The following is a 16,052-nucleotide window of genomic DNA, read 5'->3' as shown; positions in this document are numbered from 1 at the left end:
GGAGAGCGGGATTCGCTGCATCCGCAGCATCCCGACCGGCGCGGGCCGGACAGGCGATTTTTATCGCCTGACCAGGCTCGATATGGTGGTTGAGCAACACTCGAGCAACACAAGAAGGTGGCGGTCAGATGTCGGAATCCGAGAGCACCCGGCTGATGGAACCCGGCGTCGAGCCGCAGGGTCTGCGTCCCGGACTCCGGCGCCGGCACCTGACCATGATCGCCATCGGCGGCGCGATCGGCGCGGGCCTGTTCGTGGGCAGCGGCTCGGTCATCAAGACCGCCGGGCCCGCCGCCATCCTCTCCTACGCCGGAGCCGGACTCGTGGTGCTGTGCGTGCTGCGCGCCCTCGGCGAAATGGTGGTGGCCCGCCCGGTCGCCGGATCGATGGGCGAGTACGCGCGCATGGCCATGGGACCGTTCGCCGGATTCACCGTCGGCTGGCTGTACTGGTACCTCTACGTCATCCTGGTCGGGGCCGAGGCGGTGGCGGGCGCGGCCATTCTCGGCAGCTGGATCGACCTCGACCAGTGGGTGCTCTCGGCCGGACTGCTCGTCGTCATGACCTCGGTCAACCTGGTGTCGGTGAAGTCCTTCGGCGAGTTCGAGTTCTGGTTCGCCTCCATCAAGGTGGTGGCCATCGTGCTCTTCCTGGCCATCGGACTGGCCTGGGTGTTCGGGCTGTGGCCGGGCTCGGAGCCGGGCTTCGCCAACCTGACCGAGCACGGCGGCTTCGCGCCCAATGGCATCGGCGGCGTCTTCTCCGCCATCGTGGTGGTCATGTTCGCCTTCGGCGGCACCGAGATCGTCACCGTGGCCGCGGCGGAATCCGAGGAGCCGGGCAAGGTGGTGGCCCGCGCCACCAACAATGTGCTGTGGCGGGTCGGCCTGTTCTACGTGGCCTCGATCTTCCTGGTGGTGGCCATCCTGCCGTGGAACGACGCCAAGGTTTTGAAGAGCCCGTTCGTGAGCGCCCTCGAGCACATCGGCATTCCGGCGGCGGGCACCATCATGCAGGTGGTGATCCTGACCGCGGTGCTGTCGGTGCTGAACTCGGCCATCTACGTCTCGTCGCGCATGCTCTACGTCCTCACCCGCGACGGCGACGCCCCCGCCTCCCTGGTGAAGATCAACAAGCGCGGCGTGCCCGCCCGCGCCGTCCTGCTCGGCACCGTCGCGGCCTGGGGCGCGGTCATCGCCTCCTACGTCTCCCCGGACAAGGTCTTCACCTTCCTGGTGAACTCCATCGGCGTGGTCCTGGCCTTCATCTACGTCGCGATCATGTTCTCCCAGTTGCGACTTCGCGCCCGGCTGCGCCGCGAGGACCCCTCGGCGCTGACCTACCGCATGTGGGGCTACCCCTACATCAGCTGGGCCGTCGTGGTCGCCATCTTCGCCGTCTTCGTGGCCATGGCCTGCAACCCCGACCAGCGCAACCAGCTCATCGCCTCCACCATCTCGCTGCTGGCGGTCATGGCGATCTACCCGCTACGCGCCAAGCTGGGCCGCAAGGAGCCGGTGCGCGAGGTCGAGGTGCTGCACCACTGAGCCGGTCGACCGAGTCCTACTGATCGACGGGCTTCACGATGACCGCCGTGCCGTAGGCGGCGACCTCGCTCATGGTGTTGTCGATCTCGTTGCAGTCGAAGCGCATGGCGATGACCGCGTTCGCGCCATAGGCCATGGCGTGCTGGCACATTCGCATGATGGCCTCGTGCCGCGACTGGTAGAGCAACTGGGTGTACTCGTGGATCTCGCCGCCGCCCAGGGCGCGGAACCCGGCCGCGAAGTTCGCGCCCAGACCGCGACTGCGCACGGTCAGGCCCGCGACCTCACCGATCACCTGCGTGATCTCCTGGCCGGGCACGTCGTTCATGGTCGAGACCAGGATCGGGAACTGCGGACCCGGGGCCTGCTGCGGCTGCCCCTGCTGCGGGTAAGGCTGCTGGCCCTGCGGCGGATACGGCTGCCCCTGCTGCGGATATCCGGGCTGCGGCTGGCCCGGTTGCGGGTGCGGATACTGCCCTTGCGGCGGCATGGGTTGGTTCATGGGGCGGATCGTACGGGGTGAAACCGAACGCGGACCGCACCTTCCGGGCGCGGTCCGCGAACATCCGAAGATCTCGGGTGATCAGGCCGGGCGGGCCAGGGGACGGGCCGGGGTGCCGAAGAGTTGGGCGTCGGCGTGGGCGCGTTTGAAGAACAGGTGGGCGTCGTGTTCCCAGGTGATGGCGATGCCGCCGTGCATCTGGACGGTTTCGGAGACCACCGAGTTGAAGGTGTCGATGGCGTGCAGACGGGCAGCCTGCACGTCGATCGGGTCGATCGCGCCCGCGGCCAGGCCCGCGATGGCCAGGTAAGCGATGGATCGGGTCGACTCGACCAGCACGTACATATCGGCCATGCGGTGCTTGAGCGCCTGAAAGCTGCCGATCGGGCGGCCGAACTGCACGCGCGACTTGGAGTACTCGACGGTCATGTCGAGGCACTGCTCGGCCGCACCGAGCTGCTCGGCAACCACTGCCGCCCAGGCGATTTCCCGCAGGCGGGTGATATTCGGCTGTCCGACGGGCCGAGCCTCGGCCGAGTCGAAGTCGATGCGGGCCAGCTTGCGGGTCGGATCCTGGGTGACGACCGCGGTGCGGGAGACACCGGCGGCGTCGCCCTCGATCTCGAACAGTCCGTCGGCGGTGAGCACCAGCAGGGTGTCCGCGTGCACCCCGTCGAGCACGTAATGCGCCGAGCCGGAAAGCTTTTCACCCGAGGCCGTGACCCCGAACGAATCCCAGCCCCGCGCCCCGGCCCAGCACAGCGTCAGCGTGCGCGTGCCCTCGGCGACCTCCGGCAGCAGCCGCTCGTTGACCTCGGTGTTCCCGGCCAGCAGCAGCGCCTGCACGCCCAGCACGGCCGACCCGAGCATGGGCGGCGCGGCCAGGGTCCGACCGAGTTCCTCGACCACCAGCAGGGATTCGACCAGTCCGACCCCGATCCCGCCGAACTCCTCCGGAATCGCCAGCGCGGCAACCCCGACCTGCTCGCACAGCAGCTTCCACAGCTGCTCGTCATACCCGAGCTCGCTGTCCAGCCCGCGCCGCATGGCCGCACTGTCCCCGTGCTTGGCCAGCACCGCGCGCACGGTCGTGACGAGTTCCTGCTGCTCGGCAGTGCGGCTCATGCCTTCGCTCCCAACGTGTAGATGGTGGTCACGCGACGTTTCCGGCGCGGAGGGCGGTTGCGATGCGGGCGCGGTGTTCTGCGGGGGTGCCCCAGGCCGAGCGCAGGGCGGTGACCTTGGTGAGCCACAGGGACAGGTCGCATTCGGCGGTGTAGCCGATGGCGCCGTGGACCTGGAGGGCGATGCGGGCGGCCCGGTAGGCGGCCTCGCCGCAGGCCAGCTTGGCGGCGGAGATGTCACGGCCGCGAGTCCGGCTGTCCGCGTTCGACTCCAGCGTGAGAGCGGCCCGATAGAGCAGCGGCAGCGCCATTTCCAGGCCGATGTGGGCATTGGCCAGATGATGCTTGATGGCCTGATTGCGGCCGATCGGGGTGCCGAACTGCTGGCGCTGCTTGACGTACTCGACGCTGGTGTCCACCAGTGCACGGCCCGCGCCGAGCAGCTGCGCGGCGGCAGCCAGGGCGGCGGTGTCGAAGGCCAGATCGATTGCGGCGGAGACGCCCTCGCCCTCGGCGAGGGTCTCGGCCGCGGTGACGGTGAACAGGCGGCGGGCCGCGTCCACCGACGTGACTAGTTCACCGGCGGTGGCCAGCGCGATGCGGTCGCCCTCGGCGATCAGCACCAGGTCGGCGATATCGGCGTCCAGTGCGGTCGCCGCACCCGCGGCCCGGCCCGCGTTCGCCCCGCCGGAAGCGGTCACGGCGAGCGTGCCCAGCTGTGCGCCCTCGGCCAGCTCCGGCAGCTTCGCGGCGGCCAGCGCCGGATCCGGAAGCGCCTGCAGCAGTGCGGGAATCGTGGCGGCGGTCTCCACCAGCGGGCCCGGCACGGCGGCCCGGCCGATCTCGGTGAAGGCCACGATCAGCTCGACCGGGCCCGCGCCGAACCCGCCGTTCTCCTCGCTGACGGTCAGCCCCAGCGCGCCCGCCTCGGCCAGCTGGCCGATCAGCGCGCGCCCGGCGGCGGAATCGCCCGTGCCCCAGGCCCGGACGACGCCGGGCGTCTTGGCGGCCTCGCCCATCTTGCGCAGGCTGGCGGCGAAATCGTTCTGTTCTGCGGTCAATGCGAATCGCATGTCGTCGTCCTCCCTGTGGCTATCGCGGCAGGCCGAGCAGGCGTTCGGCGATGATATTGCGCTGAATCTCGTTGGTAACGGCGTAGATCGGGCCCGCCAGCGAGAACAGGTAGCCGTCGGTCCAGGCCGACTCCTGCTCCGCGGCCGCGCCGTGCAGATCCAGCGCGGTCTCGTGCATGGCGATGTCCAGATCCGACCAGAACACCTTGTTCACCGAGGATTCCGCGCCCAGCTGGCCGCCGTTTGCCAGGCGGGTCACGGTGGCCCAGGTATTGAGGCGGTACGCCTCCGCACCCACCCACGCGTCGACGACGCGGTCGGCGAGAGCGGTGTCGGACTCGTCCGCCGCGTTCTGCCACAGCTCGATGAGCTTGGCGGCGGTGGCGGTGAACCGGCCCGGCGCGCGCAGCGACAGTCCGCGCTCATTGCTGGAGGTCGCCATGGCGACCTTCCAGCCGTTGTTGGCTTCGCCGATCACATCGGCGTCCGGCACGAACACATTGTCCAGGAAGATCTCCGCGAAGCCCGGCTCGCCGTCCAGCTGCGGAATCGGCCGCACCGTAATGCCTTCCGCGGTGAGCGGGAACATCAGGTAGGTCAGCCCGCGATGCCGCTCGGCCTCCGGGTCGCTGCGGAACAGGCCGAAACCCCAGTCCGCGAACGAGGCCCGCGAACTCCAGGTCTTCTGGCCGTTCAGCAGCCAGCCGCCCTCGGTGCGCTTGGCGGTGGAGCGGATGCCCGCCAGATCGGATCCGGCCTCCGGCTCCGACCAGGCCTGCGCCCAGATGTCGTCGGCGCGTGCCATTCTCGGCAGGATGCGGGCCAGCTGCTCGGGGGAGCCGTGCTCGAACAGGGTGGGCGCGAGCAGGAAGATGCCGTTCTGCGAGACGCGACCCGGCGCGCCCGCGGCGTAGTACTCCTCCTCGAAGATGACCCACTCGGTCAGCGAGGCGTCGCGGCCGCCGTACTCGGCGGGCCATGCCACACACGACAGCCGGGCCTCGGCCAGCTTGGCCTCCCACGCCCGGTGCGCCTCGAACCCTTCCTTGGTGTCCATGGAGGGCAGGGGAGCGGCGGGCACATTGGCCGCCAGGAACTCCCGCACCTCGGCGCGGAATTCCTCGGTCTTGGCGTCGAAGTCGAGATCCACTTAGTTGGCCCCGTCCTTGTTCGTAGCGGCCGCCTTCATCGACTTGGCGTTCATGCCGCCCAGCGAGTCCGCGCCGACCTCGGCGTTGTGGGCGTGCGCGAAGTGGTGCAGCCCGAACACGGAATCCATGCCCGCGCGCATCCCCATCAGGTCCTCGCACTGGTTGACGGCCTTCTTGGTCAGCGCCAGCCCGAACTGCGGCATCTCCGCGATCTTCTCGGCCAGCGCGAAGGTCTCGGTCTCCAGATCCTCGCGCGCGACAACGCGATTGAGCATGCCCCACTCGTAAGCCTGTGCGGCGGTGAAGCGCTCACCGGTGAACAGGATCTCCTTGGCCCGGCGCGGCCCCAGCACCCACGGGTGCGCGAAGTACTCGACGCCCGGAATGCCCATGCGCACCACCGGATCGGAGAAGAACGCGTCCTCCGACGCCACGATCATGTCGCAGGACCAGGCCAGCATGAGCGCGCCCGCGATGCATGCGCCCTGCACCATGGCGATGGTCGGCTTGGGGATCTCCCGCCAGCGCCGGCACATGCCCAGGTACACCTCGGACTCCCGGGCGAAGCGCTGATCGCCGCCGGGCCGGTCGGTGTGGTCCCACCACAGCGCGGCCTTGTTCTCGTACTTGATGTGGTGATCGCGGCCCGGCGTACCGATGTCGTGGCCCGCGCTGAAATGCTTTCCGGCACCGCCCAAGACGATGACCTTGACCTCGGGATCCTCGACGGCCTTCACGAAGGCGGCGTCGAGCGCGTAGGTCATGACCGAGTTCTGCGCGTTCCGGTAGTCCGGCCGGTTCAGCGTGACGACCGCGATCGGTCCCCGCTTCTCGTAGCGGACGACCTCGCCCTCATCCGGGACAGGTCCCAATTCCTGGCTCACACTGCTTCCTTTCGCGCGATCGAGCGCCCTGCGTGGTTACGCTGCGCTACCGCCTCCGGGCTGGACTCGCTCACGCCTTCTCCTCACGTAGTTCCCGCTTGAGCACTTTCCCGGCCGCGCTGTAGGGCAACTGGTCGCGGAACTCCACGAACCGCGGCACCTTGAAATTGGCCAGCAGCGTCTTCGCGTGCGCCACCACGTCTTCGACGGTCAGCTCGGCACCGGGCGTGCGCACCACGAACGCCTTGCCGACCTCGCCCATGCGCTCGTCCTCGATCCCGATGACCGCGGTCTCGGCGACGCCCTCCAGCCGGGCCAGGGCCTGTTCCACCTCGGCGGGGTACACATTGAACCCGCCGGAGATGTACATGTCCTTGAGCCGGTCGGTGATCTTCACGTAGCCGCGCTCGTCGATGGTGGCGACATCGCCGGTGTGCAGCCAGCCGTCGGTGTCGATGGTGTCCGCGGTGGCCTGCGGATCGTCGAGGTAGCCGAGCATCACCTGCGAACCGCGCAGCAGCAGTTCGCCATTGTCGGCCAGCTTGGTCTCGAAGTCGCCGATGGCGCGGCCGCAGGTATTGGCGATGGTCTCCGCGCTGTCCTCGGGCCGGCACATGGTGCCGAAGCCGCCGGACTCGGAGAGCCCGTAGGCGGTGAGCACCACGTCGAATTGCAGTTCGCTGCGCATTCTTTCGATCAGCACGACCGGCACGGTGGCCGCACCCGTGACCGCGACCCGCAGGCTCGACAGGTCGGCGTCGTGGCGCGCCGGGTGTTCCAGGATGGTCTGGTAGATGGTCGGCGGGCCGGTGAGCACGGTGATGCCCTCGTCGTGCACCAGGCGCATGGTCTCCGGCACGTCGAAGGTGGCCTGCGGGATGATGCTCGCCCCGGTGACCAGGCACGCGATGATGCCCGCCTTGTAGCCGAAGTTGTGGAAGAACGGCGGCACCACCAGGTACCGGTCCGCGCTGTGCAGCGTGGCGCATTCGGACCAGGCCCGCGCGCCCGCCAGCGCCTGCCGGTGCGCGATCAAGGTGCCCTTGCTGCGCCCGGTGGTGCCGGAGGTGAACAGGATGTCGGAAAGGTCGTCCGCGGAGACGGATTCGGCCCGCGCGATGGCGTCCTCCAGGCTGACCGCCTCGGCCAGCTTGCCCAGCTCTGACCAGACGATGGCGTCCTGCACGGGCTCCTCCTTTTCGGAGGGAATGACGATGACCGTCTCGATGCCCAGTTCCGGTGCGGCGGTGCGCAGTTCGGTCAGCCGGTCGCGGCCCAGGAAGGTGCCCGCGATGAACAGCGCCTTGGCGTCGACCCGGCCCAGCACGTCCGCGGCCTCGTCGGCCACGTACCGCGTGTTCAGCGGCACGATGGCCGCGCCCACGTAGTGGGTGGCCAGGACCGCCGTCACCCAGTGGTGGGTGTTGGGGGCCCAGATGCCGATGCGGTCGCCGCGCTGGATGCCGCGCGCGATCAACGCCCGCGCCGTCTCACGCACCGAGTCCAGCAGTTGCGACCAGCTCAGACGCACGGCACCGTCACCCACGGCGGGCGCGTCACCGTACCGGTGGGCGGCCTCGTGCAGGGCGAGCGGTGTGGTCTGCGGAGGAGAAGTCACTGAGCGTCCTCGCTGTCCGGGAATGGGTCTAACAAAGCAAGTGCTTGGTAGGTTACTCTACCGACGTGAGCATGATCCAGACCCCCGAACCGGCCAGCGGGATTGAGCCCGCGGAGGATGCCGAATTCCGCACGGAGGTGCGGGAATGGCTGGCCGAGAACCTGAACGGCCAGTTCCGCGAGCTGCGCGGTCTGGGTGGTCCCGGGCGCGAGCACGAGGCCTTCGAGGAGCGGCTCGAATGGGACCGCGCCCTCGCCGCCGCGGGACTGACCTGCCTGGGCTGGCCCGAGGAATGGGGCGGCCGCGACGCCACGCTGCGGCAGCAGGTCATCTTCCACGAGGAATACGCCAAGGCCGATGCGCCGAGCCGGGTCTCGCACCTGGGTGAGGAACTGCTCGGACCCACCGTCATCGCCTTCGGCACCGAGGAGCAGAAGCGGCGCTTCCTGCCGGGCATCCGCAATGTCACCGAGCTGTGGTGCCAGGGCTATTCCGAACCGGGCGCGGGCTCGGACCTGGCCGCCGTCACCACCTCCGCCCACCTGGACGGCGACGAATGGGTGATCAACGGCCAGAAGATCTGGACCTCACTGGCCCACCTGTCGGACTGGTGCTTCGTGGTCGCCCGCACCGAGAAGGGCTCGAGCCGCCACCACGGCCTGTCCTATCTGCTGGTGCCCATGAAGCAGCCGGGCGTCGAGGTGCGGCCCATCATCCAGCTCACCGGGACCGCCGAATTCAACGAGGTCTTCTTCGACAATGCCCGCACCGCGGCCGATCTCGTGGTCGGGCAGCCCGGCGAGGGGTGGAAGGTCGCGATGGGCACGCTCACCTTCGAGCGCGGCATCTCCACCGTCGGCCAGCAGATCCGCTACGCGCGTGAGCTCGCCGACCTCGAAGCGGTCGCCCGCGAGAACGGCGCGATCGAGAACCCGGTCATCGCCGATCGCCTCGACCAGGCGTGGGTCGGCCTGCGGGTGCTGCGCGCGCACGTGCTTCGCACCCTCGAGTCCGGTCACGACGGAGCCTCCGTGGATGCCCGCACCGCCGCCGGGCAGGCGTCGGTGACCAAGCTGCTGTGGGCCAATTGGCATCGCGGACTGGGCGAACTGGCCATGGACGTGCTCGGCGCGCCCGGCCTCATCGCCGACGGCCCCGGCGATGATCTCAATGCCTGGCAGCGCATGTTCCTCTTCACCCGTGCGGACACCATCTACGGCGGTTCGAACGAAGTGCAGCGCAATATCATCTCCGAGCGCGTGCTCGGACTTCCCCGAGAGGCTCGACCGTGAGTGACCTTTCCACCGCCCCCGAAATCACCCCGGGCCACAACCTGCTCGCGGACAAGATCGCGGTCGTGACCGCCGCCGCGGGCACCGGCATCGGCTCGGCCACCGCGCGCCGGTTGCTGTCCGAGGGTGCGGACGTGGTGATCTCCGACTGGCACGAGCGCCGCCTGAAGGAGACCGAGGAGGCCCTGCAGGCCGAATTCCCGGACCGCCGAGTCGCTTCCGTGCCCTGCGACGTCAGCTCGACCGAGCAGGTGGACGCCCTCATCGCCGGTGCCGTGGCCGCGTTCGGCCGCATCGACGTCATGGTCAACAATGCCGGTCTCGGCGGCGAGGTGCCCGTGGTCGACATGACCGACGAGCAGTGGGACAAGGTTCTCGACATCACGTTGAACGGGACGTTCCGGGCAACTCGGGCCGTGCTCAAGTACTTCCGCGAGGCCGGGCACGGCGGCGTCGTCGTCAACAACGCCTCCGTCCTCGGCTGGCGCGCCCAGCACGGCCAGGCCCACTACGCCGCCGCCAAGGCGGGCGTCATGGCGCTGACCCGCTGCAGCGCCGTCGAGGCCGCCGAATTCGGCGTCCGCATCAATGCCGTCGCCCCGTCCATCGCCCGGCACGCCTTCCTCGACAAGGTCACCTCCGCCGACCTGCTGGACCGGCTGGCGGCCGGTGAGGCCTTCGGCCGCGCCGCGGAGCCCTGGGAGGTGGCCGCCACCATCGCCATGCTCGCCAGCGACTACACCACGTACCTCACCGGCGAGGTGGTCTCCATTTCCAGTCAGCGCGCGTAATTCGGATTACTCGCCCGTACAACCGAATTAGTGCGTTCGGTTCTTACGGAATGCTGTGTCTTCCGGTCGCAGCTTTTCTCACTGCCGCGTCCCCAGAGGGGGCGCGGCAGTGCGTGTTTTATTCGGAAGGGAAAATGGCTGGCGCGTTGAGGGTCTCCCTGTGCAATCCTGGTTTAGGCCGGTACCGCTAGTCGAAGGGCACGACCCATGGGTCCGGATCGCAGACAACAAGCAGCCCCAGAACAAGCCCACGAGGAAATGGAACTCGAGCTGGTGCGCGAGGTCGTCTTGGCGCGCCGACGGCTCGACAATGTCGTTCTGGCCGCACTGACTTTGGGTGCGGAATTGCTCGACCACGACTCGGAACGCGCCACCGCCATGCGTGCGGCGCAGATCCTCGAACAACACGCCGTGGATGAAACCGATGTGGCGCGCGATCCGCGCGCCGCCCTGCGGCGGGACATGATTCGCGACCGCGATCGGGCCCGCCGACTGGGACTGTCGCGGGCGACCGGATACGGCGATTCCGATGCGGATCGGCGGCGTCGCAAACGAACCGCCCTGCTCTGCGAGGTTCGTGCCGACCTGTTGGAGGTGGTGCGCAATTGCAGACGCCTGCGGTTCGATCATCTCGCCTTCGCCGATGAGATAGCGCAGGGGTTATGCGCTGCCACAGACAAATTGGTGGTGGGGGCCGATATGGAGACGTATCGGGCATGGCAACGGGGAATGATTCTCAAGATCATCGAGGAACCCGATCACGGCGGCGGGCCGCCGCGGGTCATGGCCACGGTTGACGCCGGACCCGGCCGGGAGCCGCTGATCGTCGAATGGGACAGTCCGGAACGCCGCCTGGCGCTGGTGGCCCGGATGGCCCGGGCCGGGATCTCACCGGTGGTCATCTGCGATCGGCTCTTGGCCGACCTATCGGTCTCTTCGCCGCTGCGCTATTCGGTGCGCTGAACGCCACTCCGAGGCGCGGTGATCAGGCGCCCTGGTGGACCAAGCAAATGCTTGGTTGTATATTGGCGGAGTGACCCAACCTGACCCCTCCAAATCAGCACGTCGCAACGAGCTGCTCGGCCTGGCCGCGAACCTATTCGCGGAACGCGGACTGCGCGCCACCACGGTTCGTGACATTGCCGACGCGGCGGGGATTCTATCCGGGAGTCTGTACCACCACTTCGATTCCAAAGAAGCCATGGTGGACGAAATCCTGCGCGGGTTCCTCGACGACCTCTTCGGGCGGTATCGCGAGATCGTATCCGCTGGCGTGTCCGCGCGCGACACGCTGGAGGCGCTGGTCGTCGCGTCCTACGAATCGTTCGACCGGTTCCACGCCGCCGTCGCCATCTACCAGGCCGAGGCCAAACGCCTCAGCGGCACACCGCGATTCGACTACATCGCCGAGTACAACAAGGAGTTCCGCGAACTCTGGCACCAGGTGCTGGCCAACGGCGTCGCCGACGGCAGCTTCCGGCCCGAGATGGACATCGCACTCGCCTACCGGTTCCTGCGCGACACCGTCTGGGTGTCGGTGCGCTGGTACCAGCCCGGCGGCCGGATCACCGTGGACAACCTCGCCAAGCAGTACCTGACCATCGTGCTCGACGGGCTCACCAACCCTCAGACGCACACCTAGACAACAACTTCACAGCCCCAGCGTTCAGCAGTAGGAGTTCTCATGTCAGCACCGTCCCGCCGCCAGTACTCGCCGATGCGTGAGGCGTATGTGATCGACGCCGTGCGCACCCCGGTCGGCAAGCGGGGCGGTGCGCTGGCCGGTGTGCATCCGGCCGATCTGGGCGCGGCCGCCATCAAGGGCCTGGTCGAGCGGAGCAACCTCGACCCGGCCGCCGTGGACGACGTGGTGTTCGGCTGCTGTGACACCATCGGTCCGCAGGCCGGAAACATCGCTCGCACTTCGTGGTTGGCCGCGGGCTACCCCGAGTCGGTGCCGGGCGTCACCGTGGACCGGCAGTGCGGCTCCTCGCAGCAGGCCATCACCTTCGGCGCGCAGGCCATCATGTCCGGCACCGCCGAGGTGATCGTGGCGGGCGGCGTGCAGAACATGTCGGTCATCCCGATCTCGGCCGCCATGCTGGCCGGGCAGGCCTACGGCTTCGACTCGCCGTTCGTCGGCGCGCAGGGCTGGGACCACCGCTACGGCACCGGCGAAGTGTCGCAGTTCAATTCGGCCACCATGATCGCCGAGAAGTGGGACATCTCCCGCCGCGATATGGAGGAGTGGGCGCTGCGCAGCCACGACCGCGCCCGCAAGGCCATCGTGGACGGCCGCTTCGACCGCGAGATCGTGCCGGTCGGCGACTTCTGGATCGACCAGTGCCCGCGCGAGACCACCCTCGAGAAGATGGCCGGGCTACAGCCGCTGGCCGAGGGCAGCCGCATCACCGCCGCGCTGGCCAGCCAGATCTCCGATGGTTCCAGCGCCACCCTGCTGGCCTCGGACTGGGCGGTCGCGGAGTACGGCCTCACCCCGCGCGCCCGCATCCACCACGTGAGCGCCCGCGGCGCGGACCCGATCTACATGCTCACCGCCCCCATCCCCGCCACCAAGTGGGCCCTCGAGAAGACCGGCCTGACCATCGACGATATGGACGTCATCGAGATCAACGAGGCCTTCGCCTCGGTGGTGCTGGCCTGGATCAAGGAAACCGGCGCCAACCCGGACAAGGTCAACGTGAACGGCGGCGCCATCGCCCTCGGTCACCCCCTCGGCGCGACCGGCGCCAAGCTGTTCGCCACCATGCTCAACGAACTCGAGCGAGTGAACGGCCGCTACGGCCTGCTCACCATCTGCGAGGGCGGCGGCACCGCCAACGTCACCGTCATCGAACGCCTGAGCTGACCCACTCGCAGCGTTTCCAGAAGCCGCACATCGACATCCGGTGGGCGGCTTCTTCCGTTCGCGCGGGCTCGTCATGGCGCTGTCGCGGGACGGCCGACGGGGGCGCGAAGTCATCGAAGCCACTCGGCATGTGGCACGGCGTATTTAGGCTGGGCCCGTGGCGATATCGGGGGAGGGGCGGTTCGAGGAGGTGGCGCGCAAGGCGCGACGGGTGCAGGACGCCGTGGCCGAGGTGCGCGGCCGGGCGGCTCTGAACGGCGTGCGGATCGAGGTAGAGGCCGACGGCCGGATCGTCGGTCTCGAGCTGCCGGATGCGGCTTTGGCACAGGTGATTTCCCGTGCTCATGAGCTGGCGCTCGCGCGAGCACGGGAACGGGCCGCCGAGCTTCGCGCCGAACTCACCGCCGATCCGATGGTCGCCGGTGTGCTGCGCCGCCTCACTCGTGCCCTGCCGGATCTCGCGAACTCGCCTGGTCCGCAAGCCTTTCCGCCGGATGGCGTCGACGAGGGGGCCAACGGTTATGCGCTACCGGCCGCAATTCGACGTCGCTACGGCCTCGGATAGCTTGCCGTAGCGGTGAAGCGGCCGCCGCCGCACCCGATCGGTGAGGATTGCCCGCGCCCACCCCTGCGTCGATCGAAAATTGCTGCACCACAGGGTATTTCCGGCGCTTGTGCCGGGAATGCGAGTCCGATCCGGTCGTACTCCGGGTTCGCCGCGGCATGGTCCGGTGGGGTGATGCGCTGCCGCCGGGTTGCGGCGGTGGTCCGAATCAGGGCGAGCGGCTCCATCGCCCGGCCGGTGTGCGTGGGTCGCCGACTCGTGTGCCGCCAGAGCTGGGGGTTTGCTCGGATTAGGATGGCCGCGATTGGTTTCGGACCTTCGGGAGAAAGCGGGCGGTTGATGGGTTTGGGTGTCCGCTGGACGGTGCACGGGGATGGGCGTACGCCCGCGCCCGGGGCGGTGGTGCGGCCGGATGAGCGGTTGTCGTGGCCGCGGACCTTCGGGTTGGGTGCGCAGCACGTCGTGGCCATGTTCGGGGCGAGTTTCGTCGCGCCCGTGCTGATGGGACTCGACCCCAACCTGGCCATCATGATGTCGGGCGTGGCCACGGCGATATTCCTGCTGGCCACCCGCGGGCAGGTGCCCAGCTACCTCGGCTGTTCGCTGTCGTTCGTCGGCGTGGCGGCGGTGATCCGGGCCCAGGGCGGAAGTAGCGCGACGGTTACCGGGGCCTGTCTCGCGGTCGGCGTGGTGCTGTTCCTGATCGGTCTGGCGGTGCAGAAGTTCGGGGCGCGCATCGTTCACGCCGCCATGCCGCCGGTGGTGACCGGCGCGGTGGTCATGCTCATCGGCTTCAATCTGGCTCCCGTCACCGCCTCGACCTACTGGCCGCAGGATCAGTGGACCGCCCTGCTGGTCATGCTCTTCACCGGGCTGGCGGTCGTCGGTTTGCGCGGATTCTTCTCGCGCATCGCGATTTTCCTGGGCCTGGTGTTCGGGTACGGACTCTCCTGGGTGCTGGACCGGGTGTTCGGGAAGATCCACTCGGCCGATGGCAGCGGCAAGGTCGTCGATCACTGGCGGCTGGATCTCTCGGGCGTGGCCAAGGCGGACTGGCTGGGCCTGCCGACCTTCCACGCGCCGTCGTTCCAGTTGTCGGCGGTGCTGGTCGCGCTGCCCGTGGTGATCGCGCTGGTCGCGGAGAACGCCGGGCACGTGAAGGCGGTCGGCGAGATGACCGGCGGCAATCTGGACGGCAAGCTCGGCACCGCCATCGCCGCCGACGGCGCGGCCTCCATGCTGTCCACCGCGGTCGGCGGCCCGCCCAACACCACCTACTCCGAGAACATCGGCGTCATGGCCGCGACCCGCGTCTACTCGACCGCCGCCTATTGGGCCGCGGCCTTTTTCGCCCTGCTCTTCGGTCTGTGCCCCAAGTTCGGGGCCATCGTCGCGGCCATTCCGGGCGGCGTGCTCGGCGGCATCACCGTCATCCTCTACGGCATGATCGGCCTGCTGGGCGCGCAGATCTGGACCAATGCCGGGGTCGATCTGCGCAATCCGCTCAACCTGGTGCCGGCCGCCGCGGGCCTGATCATCGGCATCGGCAATGTGAGCATGAAGTTCACCGACAACTTCACCCTCGGCGGCATCGCCCTGGGCACGCTGGTCGTCATCACCGGCTACCACGTGCTGCGGTTCTTCGCGCCCGCGCACTTCAAGGTGGAGGAGCCGCTGCTGGACGAGGGCACCTCCTCCTACGACGACGAATCAGGCCGGTAGCGAACTGGGTTCGGTGTCGTCGGTGACCTCGAGCGACTGCCCCGGGTACGGCAGTGGCAGCACGTACCAGGAGTGTTCGCTCGAATACTCCAGGTACTGCGAGGCTTCCGGATCGCAGGCCAGGCCCTCGACCCGGGTCCACTGGCCGTCACCGGAGGCGATGGTGTCGGTGTAGCGCACGTGCAGGTGCCCGTGGAACAGCACGCTGGGCCGCAGCGCTTCGACGACGCGCTGGACGCGGTCCTGATTCGGATAGCACTCCGGCTTGTCCTTGCGGTTCCATTTCGGCTCGGAGGCACGCGGTTTGTCGTGGGTGAGCAGGATGTCCACCGGTGAGCCGTCGGCCTCGAGCAGCGCGCTCAGCTCGTCGTCGGTCATCTCCTCCTCCGGAAACCACAGCGTGCCCGCGGTCTCCGGCCGATGCAGGGACCCGTAGCGCCGCCGCTTCTCGACCTGTTCGGCCTTGCGCGCCTCCCGCGCCAGCCGCCAGCCCTTGTCCGTGGACAGCGCCCCGCCGAAGGCCGCGAACGTGGTCCCCTCCCAGCTCCACCGGTGCCCGCGCGGCGCGTACCGCAGGTGCTTGCGGCACACCAGGAATCCCTCGTCATCGCGGTTGTCGTCGTAGAGCTCGTGCAGCAGCGAACTCTTGTCGTGGTTCCCGTCCAGGAAGTACACGACCACCCCGGCCCGCTTGGCCGTCTTACCCACCACGTCGAAATACCGCCGCCCCGAGGCCATGTGCTCCCACGCCCCGAAGTCCCCCACCACGAACACCCGCGAGCACTGCTCACGCTGCGCGGTACGCACCGCGGTGAGCGCGTGCGCAGTGTTCCCGTGCAGGTCTCCGACAATCAGGATATTCCCCATCGCCACATGGTGACACCCCCACCCCCGAACAGCATCCCCATTACCCC

15 protein-coding genes are annotated in these 16,052 nt (G+C 68.6%); 8 read left to right on the top strand and 7 right to left on the bottom strand.

The features are described from left to right. Nucleotides 1–128: 128 nt before the first annotated feature. Nucleotides 129–1,547 (top strand): amino acid permease, encoded by a 1,419-nt coding sequence (locus NS2_RS03660; RefSeq protein ID WP_083414817.1) that lies wholly within the window; start codon nucleotides 129–131, stop codon nucleotides 1,545–1,547. Between the two features lie 16 nt (nucleotides 1,548–1,563). Here the strand turns inward: NS2_RS03660 and NS2_RS03655 are convergent, their stop codons facing one another. The 6 genes from NS2_RS03655 to NS2_RS03630 form a co-directional block, all read right to left on the bottom strand. Further along, nucleotides 1,564–2,049 (bottom strand): YbjQ family protein, encoded by a 486-nt coding sequence (locus NS2_RS03655; RefSeq protein ID WP_033085623.1) that lies wholly within the window; start codon nucleotides 2,047–2,049, stop codon nucleotides 1,564–1,566. Nucleotides 2,050–2,130: 81 nt separating this feature from the next. Further along, entirely contained in the window at nucleotides 2,131–3,174 is a 1,044-nt protein-coding gene (locus NS2_RS03650) for an acyl-CoA dehydrogenase family protein (RefSeq protein WP_033085624.1), read from the bottom strand. A gap of 28 nt (nucleotides 3,175–3,202) precedes the next feature. Further along, nucleotides 3,203–4,246 carry an acyl-CoA dehydrogenase family protein gene (locus NS2_RS03645; RefSeq protein WP_033085625.1) on the bottom strand — a complete coding sequence of 348 codons (1,044 nt, stop codon included), beginning with the start codon at nucleotides 4,244–4,246 and terminating at the stop codon, nucleotides 3,203–3,205. Between the two features lie 19 nt (nucleotides 4,247–4,265). Further along, nucleotides 4,266–5,396, bottom strand: coding sequence for an acyl-CoA dehydrogenase family protein (locus tag NS2_RS03640; RefSeq protein WP_033085626.1), 1,131 nt, complete (start codon nucleotides 5,394–5,396; stop codon nucleotides 4,266–4,268). After that, nucleotides 5,397–6,281, bottom strand: a complete 885-nt coding sequence (locus NS2_RS03635) for an enoyl-CoA hydratase (protein ID WP_228102539.1) — start codon at nucleotides 6,279–6,281, stop codon at nucleotides 5,397–5,399. Nucleotides 6,282–6,351: 70 nt separating this feature from the next. Continuing rightward, nucleotides 6,352–7,899, bottom strand: a complete 1,548-nt coding sequence (locus tag NS2_RS03630) for a FadD3 family acyl-CoA ligase (protein WP_033085627.1) — start codon at nucleotides 7,897–7,899, stop codon at nucleotides 6,352–6,354. A 71-nt stretch (nucleotides 7,900–7,970) separates the two neighbouring features. Between NS2_RS03630 and NS2_RS03625 the strand changes: the two genes are divergently transcribed. The 7 genes from NS2_RS03625 to NS2_RS03595 all read left to right on the top strand — a co-directional run bounded on the left by NS2_RS03625 (nucleotide 7,971) and on the right by NS2_RS03595 (nucleotide 15,138). Continuing rightward, nucleotides 7,971–9,191: an acyl-CoA dehydrogenase family protein gene (locus NS2_RS03625; RefSeq protein ID WP_071812299.1), complete on the top strand. Its 1,221-nt coding sequence runs from the start codon at nucleotides 7,971–7,973 to the stop codon at nucleotides 9,189–9,191. Then, the gene (locus NS2_RS03620) at nucleotides 9,188–9,982 is read left to right on the top strand and encodes an SDR family oxidoreductase (RefSeq protein WP_033085628.1); all 795 of its coding nucleotides are present in this window, start codon (nucleotides 9,188–9,190) and stop codon (nucleotides 9,980–9,982) included. Before NS2_RS03625 ends, NS2_RS03620 begins: the two co-directional genes overlap by 4 nt. Nucleotides 9,983–10,240: 258 nt before the next feature. After that, on the top strand, nucleotides 10,241–10,945 hold the full coding sequence (locus tag NS2_RS03615) for a hypothetical protein (RefSeq protein ID WP_230464065.1): 705 nt from the start codon (nucleotides 10,241–10,243) through the stop codon (nucleotides 10,943–10,945). A 70-nt stretch (nucleotides 10,946–11,015) separates the two neighbouring features. Then, a complete protein-coding gene (locus tag NS2_RS03610; protein WP_033085630.1) occupies nucleotides 11,016–11,624 on the top strand; it encodes a TetR/AcrR family transcriptional regulator in 609 nt (202 codons plus the stop codon). 75 nt (nucleotides 11,625–11,699) lie between these two features. Continuing rightward, a complete protein-coding gene (locus NS2_RS03605; protein WP_033085631.1) occupies nucleotides 11,700–12,851 on the top strand; it encodes an acetyl-CoA C-acetyltransferase in 1,152 nt (383 codons plus the stop codon). Between the two features lie 157 nt (nucleotides 12,852–13,008). After that, complete coding sequence (locus tag NS2_RS03600; RefSeq protein ID WP_143161172.1) at nucleotides 13,009–13,416, top strand: hypothetical protein; 408 nt, start codon at nucleotides 13,009–13,011, stop codon at nucleotides 13,414–13,416. A 339-nt stretch (nucleotides 13,417–13,755) separates the two neighbouring features. Further along, nucleotides 13,756–15,138 carry a uracil-xanthine permease family protein gene (locus NS2_RS03595; RefSeq protein ID WP_033085633.1) on the top strand — a complete coding sequence of 461 codons (1,383 nt, stop codon included), beginning with the start codon at nucleotides 13,756–13,758 and terminating at the stop codon, nucleotides 15,136–15,138. Here NS2_RS03595 and NS2_RS03590 read toward each other — a convergent pair. After that, nucleotides 15,127–16,005, bottom strand: a complete 879-nt coding sequence (locus NS2_RS03590; RefSeq protein WP_033085634.1) for a metallophosphoesterase family protein — start codon at nucleotides 16,003–16,005, stop codon at nucleotides 15,127–15,129. The two genes, NS2_RS03595 and NS2_RS03590, sit on opposite strands and share 12 nt — an antisense overlap. Nucleotides 16,006–16,052: the final 47 nt, after the last annotated feature.

Origin of the sequence: Nocardia seriolae NBRC 15557 (genome assembly GCF_007990715.1) — a bacterium.
Lineage (GTDB): Bacteria > Actinomycetota > Actinomycetes > Mycobacteriales > Mycobacteriaceae > Nocardia > Nocardia seriolae.
This window is presented reverse-complemented; position numbering and strand designations above follow the sequence as displayed.